This window comes from Actinoplanes octamycinicus, assembly GCF_014205225.1.
Lineage (GTDB): Bacteria > Actinomycetota > Actinomycetes > Mycobacteriales > Micromonosporaceae > Actinoplanes > Actinoplanes octamycinicus.
Window position 1 is genome coordinate 2954721 of record NZ_JACHNB010000001.1, and the last position, 12342, is coordinate 2967062.

Below are 12342 nucleotides of genomic sequence, written 5' to 3' on the forward strand. Positions count from 1 at the left end.
GGCCTCCCGGCCACTCGCCCGGACGGCCCGGACTGCCGAGAATCGATCACGTGAAGATGCGCATCCACCCCGCCTGGTCGGTCGCCGCGGTCGCGTTCATCGCGCTGATCGGCGCGGCCGGCTTCCGCTCCACGCCGTCGGTCATGCTCCAGCCGCTGCACGCCGAGTTCGGCTGGTCGCTCGGCACCATCTCCGCCGCCGTCTCGGTGAACCTGCTGCTCTACGGCCTGACCGCGCCGTTCGCCGCGGCCCTGATGGCGAAGTTCGGGATCCGCCGGGTGGCCGCCGCCGCGCTGCTGCTGGTCGCGCTCGGCTCCGGGCTGACCGTGTTCATGCACCAGAGCTGGCAGCTGATGCTCTGCTGGGGTGTGCTGGTCGGGCTGGGCACCGGCTCGCTCGCGCTGGGCTTCGTGGCCACCATCACCGGCCGCTGGTTCGTCAAGCACCGCGGCCTGGTCACCGGGGTGCTCACGGCCGGCGGCGCGACCGGCAACCTGATCTTCCTGCCGGTGCTGTCCAGGATCACCGAGTCGCACGGCTGGCGGACCGCGGCACTCACCGTCTCGGTGGTGGCGCTGCTCGTCGTACCGCTAATTCTCTGGCGCCTCCGCGACCACCCGCAGGACCTCGGGGTGACCGCTCTCGGTGGGGTCACCGAGCCACCGGCGAAGCCGGTCGGCAATGCCGCCAAGGCCGCGCTGACCGCCCTCCGCGACGCCGCGCGGACCCGGGCCTTCTGGCTGCTCGCCGGCGGGTTCGCGATCTGCGGGGCGACCACCAACGGGCTGGTCGGCACACACTTCATCCCGGCCGCGCACGACCACGGCATGCCGAACACCACCGCGGCGAGCCTGCTCGCGCTGGTCGGCCTCTTCGACATCGTCGGCACGATCGCCTCCGGCTGGCTCACCGACCGGGTCGACAGCCGCGTCCTGCTCGGCGCCTACTACGCGCTGCGCGGCCTGTCCCTGCTGGTCCTGCCGTCGATCCTGGCCGCCACCGCGCACCCGAGCATGCTGGTCTTCATCCTCTTCTACGGCCTCGACTGGGTCGCCACCGTGCCACCCACGGTCACCCTGTGCCGCGAATACTTCGGCGCCGCCGGCCCGGTCGTCTTCGGCTGGGTCTTCGCCTCCCACCAGTTCGGCGCCGCCATCGCCGCCACCGCGGCCGGCCTGGTCCGCGACCAGCTGGGCGCCTACACCTGGGCCTGGTACGGCGCCGGCGCCCTGGCCCTGCTGGCCTCGATCCTGAGCCTGATGCTCTTCGCCGGCAAACACCTCAAACCGGTCGCGCCCGGCCTCGGCCTCGCGGTCCCGGCCGCCAAGGCCTGACCGGCACGGTCCGCCGGGCTCCCGCTCACCCCATTTTCCGGTACGACCGGGAGCACCGTGGCGGCCCCGCCGCGACACCCACACCATCCCCGGACCGCTCAGCGGCCTACGGTCCGCTTCGCTTGCGGCGGCTGCGGTCCCTGGCGTTGTCGTGGTCGGTGGTTCGTGTCGGTCGTGGCGGCCGTGGTCCGTGGCGTTGTCGTGGTCGGTGGTTCGTGTCGGTCGTGGCGGCCGTGGTCCGTGGCGTTGTCGTGGTCGGTGGTCCGTGCCGGTCGTGGCGGCCGTGGTCCGTGGCGTTGTCGTGGTCCGTGGTCCGTGCCGGTCGAGGCGGCCGTGGTCCGTCGTGGCGTCGTGGTCCGCGGTTCCTGCCAGTCGTGGCGGCCGCGGTCCGTCGTGGCGTCGTGGTCCGCGGTCCGTGCCGCTCGTCGCGGCCGCTGCAACCGCGAACCCGTTCGCCCAGCGCGAGGTGCCGCCGCGCACTCCGGTCGTCGTCCACAATTTCGCGTTGTCCACAGACTGCCCGCCCGGCCCCGCCGCTTCCTGCCACACTGACCGGCGGGGGAGCCCCCTTGGGAGGGCGGGCTGTGGGAGCGGGCTGTGGGAGCGGGCTGTGGGAGCGGGCTGTGGGAGCGGGCTGTGGGAGCGGGTTATGCGAGCGGGCGAACGTGCACCCACCCCGTACCGAAAACGGGTATGACTTAAGGGGTGACCTGGACCACCTCAAGCAGGCCGCTGAGCACCAGGATCTGCCGCACGTTGTCGCTGGGCCGCGAGAGTGAGAAGGGGATCGCCTGGTCACGGGCCCGCTGGAAGCCGGAGATCAGCGCGCCCAGCCCGGTCGAGTCGATGAACGCCACGTCCGCCATGTCCACCACGATCCGGCCGGGCCGGCCGGCGACCGCCTCGCCGAGGGCCACCCGGACCTGCTCGACGGTCAGCACGTCGATCTCGCCGCGCAGCGAGACGGTGGTGGTGCCGCCGGCGGTATCCAGCGTTGTCACTTCTTCGATCACCGGGGGCCTTCCGTCTCACCGGGCGTGTGCCCGCTTTGCTGTGGCGGGGGTTCCACGTACGGTAATCGGCATCACCAAGACGTGAGGAGCACGGTGTGCCGATCCGTGGCGGTCTGCCGCCGCGCAACCCCCGTTTCGTGGGCCGTGAAGACTTACTGTCCCGCGTGCGGGTCCTGCTCGGCAACGGTCCGGTGGTGTTGCTGCCGAGTCCGGACCATCAACTCGGCGGAACTGGACGTACCCAGTTGGCGGTGGAATATGCCTATCGGCACGCCGACGCCTACGACCTGGTCTGGTGGATCCCGGCGGAGCAGAACGCCGGGATGCGCGCCGCCCTGGCCGGCCTGGCGCAGCGGCTCGGCCTGCCGGAGGCGCGCGATCTGAACCGCACACTCGGCGCGGTCCGCGACGCGCTGAGCCGGGGCGAGCCCTATCGGCACTGGCTGGTCGTCTTCGAGGGGGCGAACCGGCCTGAGGACATCATGCCGTACCTGCCGTCCGGCGCCGGGCACGTGCTGGTGACCAGCCGCAATCCGCGCTGGACCGCCGAGGTGGCGCAGGTGCTGCCGGTGCCGGTGTTCGACCGGACGGACGCCGTCGACCTGCTCCGGGCCCGCGCTCCGGAGCTGTCCGCGGCCGACGCCGACCGGCTGGCCGCCCGCCTCGGTGACGTGCCGATCGCGCTCGACCTGGCCGCCGCGGTCCGGTCCGCGACCGGCTGGCCGGTGCCGGAGTACCTGGACCGCTACGACCGCCGGGCCGCCGAGCTGGCCTTTCCCACCCCGCTGCGGGTCACCTGGGGTCTGGCCGCCGAGGCGCTCGGCGCCGCCGCCCCGGCCGACCGGGTGCTGCTCGAGCTGTGCACCTTCCTGGCCAGCGCGCCGATCTCCTGGCAGCTGCTCTGGGCGGCGCGCACCCTGCCGCTGGACCCGGAGATGGCCCGCACGGTGCGGGTGGAGCGCCGGCTGCGGGCCGCGATGCGCCGGATCGCGCGGTACGGCCTGGCCGGCCTGGACCCGTCCGGCGAGCGACTCACCGTGCATCCGCTGATCCGTGGCATGTTCGGCCAGGAGCTGAGCTCGGAGCGGCACGCCGAGCTGCTGCGCACGGTGCGCGGCATGCTGTCCGCGGCCGACCCGGGCGATCCGGACAACCCGGCCGGCTGGTACCGGTACGCCGAGCTGGCCCCGCACCTGATCCACTCCGACCTGCTCGGTGGCGAGGCCGAGGAGGTCCGCCAGCTGGTGATCAACTGCATCCGGTTCCACTTCGCCCGGGGTGACTACGACTCCAGCCGGGAGCTGGCCGGCGCCGCGGTGGCCCGCTGGCGCGACGCCCTGGGCGAGTCCGCCGAGCAGACCCTGCTCGCCTCGTTCCACCTGGCCAACGCGCTGCGGGCGGTGGGCCGGACCACCGACGCCCGGACCCTGAACCTGCAGACGCTGCGCACCCAGCGGGAGGTGTTCGGCGCCGACGACGAGGCCACCCTGGCCACCGCGAACAGCGTCGGCGGCGATCTGCGCATGCAGGGGCACTTCGGGCAGGCCCGGCAGCTGGACGCGGACAACCTGGTGCGCTACCGCCGGCTGTTCGGGGAGAGCTTCCCGACCGCGCTGCGCTGCGCCAACAACCTCGGCATCGACCTGCGGCTGATCGGCGACTTCCGGGGTGCCCGGTCGCTGGACGAGCAGACCCTGCGGCACCGGCAGGCAATCTTTGTGGACGGCCACCCGGAGACCCTGGCGTCCCGGGCCGCGCTGGCCTACGACCTGTTCGGCCTGGGCGACTACGCCGGGGTGGCGACCGTGCTGGGCGGGCACGCCGAGCAGGTGGCCGAGGATCACCCGTTCGCGCTCTGGGCCGGCCGGCTGACCGCGATGGCCGCGCACCGGCGGGGCCGGCCGGAGGCCCGGGAACTGGCCACCGCCAACTTCGCCGCGTGCCGGCAGCGGTTCGGCGATCTGAACGTGGACACCCTGGCCACCGCGGTCTCGCTGGCCAACTGTGTGCGCGCCGCCGGCGACCTGACCGGCGCGCACGAGCTGCTGGAGCGCGCGGTGATCCGGTTCCACGCGGTGCTCGGCGACGAGCACCCGTTCACCCTGGCCGCGTCGGCCGGGCTGGCCGGGGTGGTGCGGGCGGCCGGCCGGCACGCCGAGGCCCGGACCATCGACGAGGAGGTGCTCGGCGGCCTGCGGCGCAGCGTGGGCGCCGACCACCCGTTCACGCTGAGCTGTGCGAACGGGCTGGCCGCCGACCTGTTCGCGGCCGGTGAGGCGCAGCCGGGCCGGGAGCTGGCCGCGGACACGCTGCGCCGGTCAAGGGTGGTGCGCGGCGCCGACCATCCGGACACGGTGGCCTGCGCGTGGAACCTGGCGCTCGCCGATCAGGACGAGGCCGCCCAGCAGCAGGCCCTCGCGGCGCTGACCAAGGCGTACGGCGACGGCCACCCGATCTTCCAGGTGACCGCCGCCGGCAAGCGCTTGGAGACCGACATCGATCTGCCGCCGTTGTAGGCGGGTCAGGAGGCCAGCGGGACGTCCTTGTCGGCGTCGGCGTCGGCCTGCTTGTCGAGCAGCTCGGTGACGCCCAGGGCGGGCATCGGCTTGGCGAAGTGGTAGCCCTGCGCCCGGCTGCACGCCAGGTCCCGCAGCCACTCGGCCTGCGCCGCGTCCTCGACGCCCTCGGCCACCGGCGCCAGGTTGAAGGTCCGGGCGATGTGCAGCACCGCCTCGGCCACCGACGCCCCGCCGCTCTCCGGCATCGCCTGCACGAACGACCGGTCGATCTTGACGACGTCCACCGGGAGGGCGCTCAGGTGGCTGAGCGAGGAGAAGCCGGTGCCGAAGTCGTCCAGCGCGATCCGTACCCCGAGGTCCTTCAGCTCGCTGAGGATCCGGGCGGACTCCTCCAGGTCGACCAGCGCGACCGACTCGGTCAGCTCCAGCACCAGGTGCTCCGGCTCCAGGCCGGTGCGCTCCAGCACCGCGCGGACCTCGGCGACCAGGTTCGGGTTGCTCAGCTGCGAGGCGGACAGGTTGACGTTCATCTCGAAGCCGGGGAACTGGCGCTGCCAGTTGACCGCCTGCCGGCAGGCCTCCTCGAGCACCCAGCCGCCGAGCCGGGGGAGCAGGCCCAGCTGCTCGGCCAGCTCCAGGAAGAGACCGGGCGGGACCAGGCCCTTCTCCGGGTGCTGCCAGCGGATCAGCGCCTCGACGCCGACGGTGTGCTCGCCGTCCAGGTCGACGATCGGCTGGTAGTGCACCTCGAACTCGCCCAGGTCCAGGGCCCGGATGATGTCGCCCTCGGCCTTGCGGCGCTGCTCCTCCAGGGCGAACAGCTCCGGGTCGAACCGCCGGACCGCGCCGCCGCCGTCCAGCTTGGCCCGGTGCAGCGCCTGGTCGGCCTCGCGCAGCACGTGGTCGATGCCGACGCCGCCGGCGGTCAGCGCGACACCCGCGCTGGCCCGGACGATCATCGTGATCCCGTCCACCTCGAGCGGCCGGTGCAGTTCGGTGAGCACTCGCTCGGCCACCGCGATCGCCGCCTGCTCGTCCTCCAGGCCGGGCAGCAGCACCACGAACTCGTCGCCGTCGAGGCGGGCCACCACGTCGTTGGCCCGGACGTTGGCGGCCAGCCGGTCCGCCGCGGCGCGCAGCAGGCCGTCGCCGATCTCGTGGCCGTGCGTGTCGTTCAGGTCGCGGAAGCCGTCCAGGTCGACCACGATCACCGCGGTCATCGTCCGGCTCGCCTCGGCCAGCTCGTGCTCGGCCCGCTCCAGGAACATCTTGCGGTTGCCGACCCCGGTCAGCGGGTCGCGGTAGGCCTGCCGGGCCAGCAGCGCCCGCTGCGTGGTCATCTCCCGGATCAGCGCGCTGTCCGTGCCGGCCCCGATCCAGCGGCGGACCAGCACCGCCACGGCCATCGCCAGCAGCAGCCAGACCGCGCCCCGGGCGAGTTCGCCCTGCAGGTGCCGGATGCCGCTGACGGCGAGCGCCGCCGCGATCGGCGCGAACCGCAGGATCGGCCGTTCCGGCGCGACCAGCAGCATCGCCAGCCCGAGACAGAGGGCCGCGGCGACCGGCACCAGCCGGGCCACCCAGGTCTGGCCGGCCGCGTCCGCCGCCGGCCACACGAGCAGTACCAGCGAAGCCAGAACCACGCCGTCGTCGACGACGCGCCGCATCCGGTCCAACAGTGCTTTCCGAGCCACGATCCACCTCCGGACGCTCACATCGGTCCGCCGGTGGCCGGGTTAAGTGATCCAGCTCGCCTTTCCGCATCCGTACCGAGGACAAAACCGCAGGTCAACCGACTTGCAACCGGCGATCCGCGGAGCACCTTCGGCTGCACGTGCAGACGCCGATGCGCTCAGCGGGAGAGCCAGGCGGCCAGGTCCGCGAGGTCCGCTCCGGGCACGGCGAGCGCCGCGGCGCGGACCAGCTCCGGCCGTTCGCGCAGGGCGCGATGCGGGGAGACGAGGGCGAGCCCGTTCCAGGCCGCCAGGTCGGCACGGTCCGCCACGAGCCGTTTCTCGTACGCCCGCAGCGCCACCCGCCATGCCCCCCGCAGGCACGCGTCATCGCCGTCCGGCGCCGCCCGTTCCGGGCTGTCCCGCAGCAGCGCCCGGATCAGCCGCAGCCGCGGGCTCGACTCGGCCACCCGTTCCGTCCCGGCCACGGTCACCGGGACCGGTGGCGCCGGCTGCCCGGCCCGCCACGCGGCGCCCAGCGCGGCGGCCGCCTCCGGTGACACGGTCAGGTTCCGCAGCCGCCAGCGGGCCCGGTGGTCGTCCCGGGCCAGCCCGGCCAGCCGGTCCACCTCGGGGTCCACCGGCTCGGCCAGCCACGGCGCCACCTCGTCGCGCAGCGCGGCCACCAGCCGGGCGCCGGCCGGGGTCAGCGCCCCACCGCCGAGCAGTCGCCCGGCCGTCTCGTGCACCGCGCCCCGCCAGCGGGCGAACTCGAACTCGGCCTCGCTCGCGCCCCGTGCCACCGGGCCGGCCCGCAGCTCGGCCCGCCAGAACCGGGTCACCGCCAGGAACGCGTAGATCCCGTGCAGGATGCCGAAGACCGGCCGCGGATCCTCCCGCCACGGCGAATAGTCCCGCCCGGCCCCCGGTTCGACCAGCGGGAAGAGCCCGTGCGCCGCGTTCAGCACGCTGTGCTGGGTCTCGTGCAGCAGGGCTGCCGTCAGCCCGGTCCCGGAGGCCGGCGGGGACATCGCGACCGCCCCGAACGCCTCCGCCGAGGTGGCGCTGACGCCCTCGGCGAGCGGGTCCGGCCGGGCCGGCACGATCACCCGCAGCACGCCGGCCAGCGTCCCGGCGGCGTCCGGATGGCGGCTGACCAGGATCCGCCAGGCCGCGTCCAGGCATCGCTGCCAGTGCGCCACCCGTTCCGGGGTGAGCGGCTCGGTGGGCGGCAGGCCGAGCAGGTGCCGCAGCGGGCTCCGGTCGTCCAGCCGGATCCGCAGCGTCCGGCCGGCGTGCGTGGTGACCAGAGGATGCCCGGCCGGGTCGGGCAGATCACCGACAGTGGGCGGCGTGCCGGCCCGATGCGCGGCCAGCAGCTGGGCGGCCCACAGTCCGGTCATCGGGTCGGCGGACCACGCACGGGACTCCTCGGCGGGCAGGGCGCGCAGCCGTACGTACCAGAAGGGGTCGTCCGGAACCGCGCGCCGGGCCTCCCGCAAGAGGAGCAGATGGCGGCTGAGCCGAGCCCGGCGCAGCAGGGCGAGGGTGTCGGCCGAGGGCCGGCCGGCGCCCAGGGCGGCGAGGTCCGCGTCGGCGAGCCGGAACTGGCGCACGAGGCGATCCTGCCCGGTCAGAGCGCCGAATTGAAGCCGGCGATCTGCTCGCTGGACCCGGCCAGGTCGTCGGCGAGCCGGCGCAGGCAGTGATCCAGAGCGGAGTCCTCGCGGGCGACCAGTTCGTCCAGGGTGGACTCGGAGACGTCGATCATCGCGGACCGCCAGTCCGGCGCGTGTGCGTCGTGCGGCTGACCCGTCTCCACGGCACCCCCTTGATCGTGGCGGTCGATGCGTTGTCTGAAGGTTACGGCGGTCGCCGGGTCGGGTGAGCGCCGGGAGTCGCTACGGTGGGTGCTCGCGGGGATGGCGCGGTCGTGATCTCATGGGACATCACCGCCGCGAATCGGTTACGGAGGGCGAAACGTGCTGGGTGGAGATCTGGGCGCCGCGGGCGGCGCGCCCCGGCCACGGGGTGCGGCTGCCGCGCTGGCCGATCGGGTGGCGGCGCTGCAGGCGTCGGCTGCCGGTGCTGACGGGGCGATCCTGGTCACCGTCGCCAGTTCCGGCAACGTGACCGGGCTGGAGCTGGACGAGCGGTCGCTGGGCCTGGGCGCGCCCGGGCTGGCGACCGAGATCCTGCGGACCATCCGCCGGGCCCAGTCGGCGCTGGCCGAGCGGGTGGCCGACGCGGTCGAGGCGACGGTGGGCACGGAGACCGAGACCGGCAAGGCGGTGCTGGACAGTTTCACCCAGCGCTTCCCGTCGCAGCCGGACGAGCCGGCCGCCCCGGTGATGCCGGCCCGGGCGCCGTTCCCCAGCTTCTCGACCACGCCGTCGCTGCCGCACCAGGCGCCGGGCGGCGGTCACGAGGGTGGGCGGGACAGCCGTGCACGCTGAACCGAGCCCGCGGCTGCCCCGGCGCGGCCCGGCCCCGGCGGTCGACCAGATGGACAACGCCGAGCTGGCCCGGATGATCGAGGCCGAGCACCCCTACCGGGGGAAGGCGTTGTTCGAGCTCTGCGACCGGGTGCCGCACGACGACGACGCGGTGACCAAGGTGGCGATGCTGACCCGGCTCACCTCGCTGCGCCGGGCCCGGCTCTTCGACCGGGTGTCGCTGGCCTGGTCGGCGATCATCGCGCTGCTGGCCGCGGAGACGACGAACGCCCGGGACGAGGCGTATGCCGCCTTCCGGGCGCTGGATCCCGCCGAGCAGCGGGACATGCTGGACTATCTGGAGGTCACCGCGATCGAGGAGGCCCACCCGCGCATCGCGTGAGCGGGCCCCCGGTGTGCTGGGTCAGATCTCCACCTTCACGTCCTTGCGGAAGGCCACCCGGTCCCGGACCGCCGAGGCATCCGGTTTCGGGTCCGGGTAATACCAGGCGGCGTCCGCGGCGGTCTGCCCGTCAGCTCGTAGGGAGTAGTAGGAGGCCTTGCCCTTCCACGGGCAGACGGTGTGCGTGTCGGAGGGGATGAGGACGTCCTCACGGACCGAGGCGAGCGGGAAGTAATAGTTCCCCTCGAGCACCACGGTGTCGTCGCTCTCCGCGATCACTTCGTCGTTCCAGATGGCCTTCGGCATGCCTCGAACCTAGCGCGCCGCCGGTTTTGTGACTGATATGTGCGTTTTATTCACCTCTCGCGGGTGAAAGGCGGCGCGAATTCCGCCGTACCGTAGACTTCCCCTGATTTGTCGATCAAGAAGGGCTCTGATGACCCGGCTTGACGAGCTGCGCGGCTCCGGCAAGGCCAAACGGCACAACGCGCGCACGATCGCCGCGCTGACCGGCAACCCGGGCTGCAACCGGCGCGCCGTCCTCGACGCGGCCGGCGTCGACAAGCTGAAACTCGCCGAGACGGTGGGTTTCCCGGGCAGTTTCGGCCAGTCCCGGTTCGCGTTGTCCCGGGGCAACGCGTTCGAGGCGATGCTCAAGGCGGACGACTGCGCGCTGCTCCGCTCGGTGCTCGACGCCTCCGCCGACTCGCCGTACCAGGATCTCGGCGCCGACTCCGACGACACGCTCGGGGACCGGCACGCGCGTACCGCCGCCCTGCTCGCCTCCGCGTCCGCGGCGCTGATCGACCACCCGCTGCTCACCCTCGAGGTCGCCGGGCAGACCGTCTACCTGGAGCCCGACCTGGTCGCCTACGCGCACGCCGGCCGGCTCCAGGTGGTCGAGATCAAGTCGTTCGCGATCGTGGACGGGCAGGCGGAGAGCGCCAAGGTGTCGGCGGCCGCCACCCAGGCCGCGCTCTACGTGCTGGCCCTGCGCGAGCTGCTCGCCCGGCTCGGGTCGGACCCGCGGCTGGTCGACCACGAGGTGGTGCTGGTCTGCCCGGAGAACTTCGCGATGCGCCCGGTCGCGGTCCGGCTCGACGTCCGCAAACAGCTCGCCACCCTGCGCCGGCAGCTGTCCCGGCTGGCCTCGGTCGGCGAGATCATCGACGCGCTCCCGCCGTCGGTCACCTTCGACCTGGCCCGGCCGGCCGAGGAGCTGACCGTGGCGCTCGGCCAGATCACCCCGCGGTACGCCCCGGAGTGCCTGTCCACCTGCGAGCTCTCGGTGTTCTGCCGGCACGAGGCGGCCGGGACGACCGGGGCGCTGGGGCGGCCGGTCCGGGAGGCGCTCGGCGGCATCGAGTCGGTGGACGAGGTGCTGGCGCTGGCCACCGGCGCGCAGGCGCCGACGCCGGACCAGGAGGAGGCCGCGGCGATGTTGCGGGCCGCTCTCCGGTTGCGGACCGAGGCGCTCTCCTCGGGGTACGCGGATCCGCTCGCGCCGTCGCCGGCACCCGGGGCTGCTCCTTGAGCGCGCTCACCGCTCTCGCCCGGGCGCAGGCCGTCGCCGCCGGGCGGGCACAGCCGATCGCCACCGTCCGCCACCTGCACGTGCACGACCACCCGCTGGTGCTGATCCCGCTCGCCATGGCCGGCGAGGCGAACGCGCCGCTGGCCGCCCTGGCCGGCACCGACCCGGCGAGACCCGAGCTGCTGGTGGTCACCCAGCCACGGGACCGGGACGAGCGGTTCCGGTTCGCCGACCGGCTCGGGCAGATCCTGGTCGGGTACGTCGACTCGTTCACCGACCGGACCGAGGAGGTGCCGGTCGACCGGGGCAAGGACGTCCGGACCCGGTACACCGACGCCCCGCAGCTCTGGGTGCCGAACCCGGCCGGCGTCGACTTCCTGCGCCTGTTCGGCCGCTCCACCCGGTTCCGCACGGTCGACGGCGACCACCCGGTCCCGGTCACCGTGCCGCTGCTCGGCCGGTGGCTCACCTTCTTCGCCAACAGCGCCGAGGTGCCCGGCTCGTCCCTGCTGCTCACCGCGGTGCAGGCGCTCGGACTGCACTGGACCACCGGGCAGAGCGGGGCCGAGGACGCCCAACTCGGCGTGCTGCTGGCCTGGATCGAGGAGGGCGCCGCCGCGGCCCGGGCGGTGGAGAACGGCCCGGTCGCCGGCCCGGCCACCGACCCGGACTTCGACAACAAGGTGCTCGCCCCGCTGATCGAACGCGCCGCCCCGGAACTCCCCGAGGTGCTCCGCGAACTGCTCCTGCCCACCTGGGACCGGATGTGGCGGACCCTGGACCTGCTGCGCCGGCTGCCGGCGGGGGAGCGGGTCGGCCTGCGCTGGGACGGCGACAAGGACGCGTACACGGCCTTCGCCCAGCACGTCGCCGAGGGCGGCGCCCCGCAGCCCCGCCGCGACGGCGCGGTCGCGGCCGCCGCCCGGCTGCAGCGGCTGGAGAGCGCGGCCTCCCGGTACGCGGTCCAGCGCGCCTTCGACGACCCGCTGGTGATGGCCGAGTACCGGCTCGCCGGGGCGGCCTTCGCCGGGACGGTCACCCTCGCGGCCCCGGACCGGATCGACGACAGCGGCAAACGGCCGGTCCTGCGTCCCCGGATCATGGTCCGCACCAGCGAACCGGTCCGCGTCGAGCCGGGCACCGCGCTGACCTCCCCGGCCCGCCCCGGCCAGAAGGCCCGAGTCATCTCGGTGGCCCGGGTCCAGTCCGCCGCGTCCGACATCGTCGAGTCCGACGTGCTGCTGGAGCTGTCCGGCGGGATGGGCCGCAAGCTCGTCGCCGAACCCGGCAGCGTCCCCGCCGTGGGCGAACGCCTGATCCTGACCACGCTGAGCGAGGAGTTCCGCCGCGGCGGCGCCCTCCCCGACCCGTCCGAGACGCCGTGGACCCACGGCGGCCCGCCGACCCACGACGAGCCGCCCGCCTGACCTG

General features: G+C 74.0%; 11 protein-coding genes. 6 read left to right on the forward strand and 5 right to left on the reverse strand.

All coding sequences use genetic code 11. From position 1 onward, the window contains the following. Positions 1–56: 56 nt before the first annotated feature. Positions 57–1334: an MFS transporter gene (locus BJY16_RS13265; protein WP_185046422.1), complete on the forward strand. Its 1278-nt coding sequence runs from the start codon at positions 57–59 to the stop codon at positions 1332–1334. A 698-nt stretch (positions 1335–2032) separates the two neighbouring features. Here the strand turns inward: BJY16_RS13265 and BJY16_RS13270 are convergent. Next, positions 2033–2335, reverse strand: a complete 303-nt coding sequence (locus BJY16_RS13270; RefSeq protein WP_239177386.1) for an STAS domain-containing protein — start codon at positions 2333–2335, stop codon at positions 2033–2035. Between the two features lie 107 nt (positions 2336–2442). On the opposite strand from BJY16_RS13270, the gene fxsT reads away from it, so the two are divergent. Then, the gene (fxsT, locus tag BJY16_RS13275) at positions 2443–4863 is read left to right on the forward strand and encodes an FxSxx-COOH system tetratricopeptide repeat protein (protein ID WP_185039759.1); all 2421 of its coding nucleotides are present in this window, start codon (positions 2443–2445) and stop codon (positions 4861–4863) included. Between the two features lie 5 nt (positions 4864–4868). Here fxsT and BJY16_RS13280 read toward each other — a convergent pair whose 3' ends face one another. From BJY16_RS13280 to fxsA, 3 genes are all read right to left on the reverse strand, one after another. Beyond that, positions 4869–6560: a putative bifunctional diguanylate cyclase/phosphodiesterase gene (locus BJY16_RS13280; RefSeq protein ID WP_185039760.1), complete on the reverse strand. Its 1692-nt coding sequence runs from the start codon at positions 6558–6560 to the stop codon at positions 4869–4871. A 158-nt stretch (positions 6561–6718) separates the two neighbouring features. Beyond that, entirely contained in the window at positions 6719–8155 is a 1437-nt protein-coding gene (locus tag BJY16_RS13285; RefSeq protein ID WP_185039761.1) for an aKG-HExxH-type peptide beta-hydroxylase, read from the reverse strand. Positions 8156–8172: 17 nt separating this feature from the next. Continuing rightward, complete coding sequence (gene fxsA, locus BJY16_RS13290; RefSeq protein ID WP_239177384.1) at positions 8173–8361, reverse strand: FxSxx-COOH cyclophane-containing RiPP peptide; 189 nt, start codon at positions 8359–8361, stop codon at positions 8173–8175. 160 nt (positions 8362–8521) lie between these two features. On the opposite strand from fxsA, the gene BJY16_RS13295 reads away from it, so the two are divergent. Both BJY16_RS13295 and BJY16_RS13300 read left to right on the forward strand, forming a co-directional pair. After that, positions 8522–8995, forward strand: a complete 474-nt coding sequence (locus tag BJY16_RS13295; protein WP_185039762.1) for a hypothetical protein — start codon at positions 8522–8524, stop codon at positions 8993–8995. Then, on the forward strand, positions 8985–9377 hold the full coding sequence (locus BJY16_RS13300) for a hypothetical protein (protein ID WP_239177382.1): 393 nt from the start codon (positions 8985–8987) through the stop codon (positions 9375–9377). The genes BJY16_RS13295 and BJY16_RS13300 overlap by 11 nt, the downstream gene beginning before the upstream one ends. 21 nt (positions 9378–9398) lie before the next feature. On the opposite strand, the gene BJY16_RS13305 is transcribed toward BJY16_RS13300, so the two are convergent. Continuing rightward, the gene (locus tag BJY16_RS13305) at positions 9399–9683 is read right to left on the reverse strand and encodes a DUF427 domain-containing protein (protein WP_185039763.1); all 285 of its coding nucleotides are present in this window, start codon (positions 9681–9683) and stop codon (positions 9399–9401) included. A gap of 130 nt (positions 9684–9813) precedes the next feature. Between BJY16_RS13305 and BJY16_RS13310 the strand changes: the two genes are divergently transcribed. Together BJY16_RS13310 and BJY16_RS13315 are read left to right on the forward strand one after the other, a co-directional pair. Next, positions 9814–10911 carry a hypothetical protein gene (locus tag BJY16_RS13310; RefSeq protein WP_185039764.1) on the forward strand — a complete coding sequence of 366 codons (1098 nt, stop codon included), beginning with the start codon at positions 9814–9816 and terminating at the stop codon, positions 10909–10911. After that, entirely contained in the window at positions 10908–12338 is a 1431-nt protein-coding gene (locus BJY16_RS13315; protein WP_185039765.1) for a hypothetical protein, read from the forward strand. Before BJY16_RS13310 ends, BJY16_RS13315 begins: the two co-directional genes overlap by 4 nt. The last annotated feature ends 4 nt before the right edge of the window (positions 12339–12342 follow it).

Bases quoted from the DNA above. Each gene is read 5' to 3' on its own strand.
- BJY16_RS13265 (WP_185046422.1), top strand. From the start codon at position 57: ATGCGCATCCACCCCGCCTGGTCGGTCGCCGCGGTCGCGTTCATCGCG.
- BJY16_RS13305 (WP_185039763.1), bottom strand. From the start codon at position 9,683: ATGCCGAAGGCCATCTGGAACGACGAAGTGATCGCGGAGAGCGACGAC.
- BJY16_RS13310 (WP_185039764.1), top strand. From the start codon at position 9,814: ATGACCCGGCTTGACGAGCTGCGCGGCTCCGGCAAGGCCAAACGGCAC.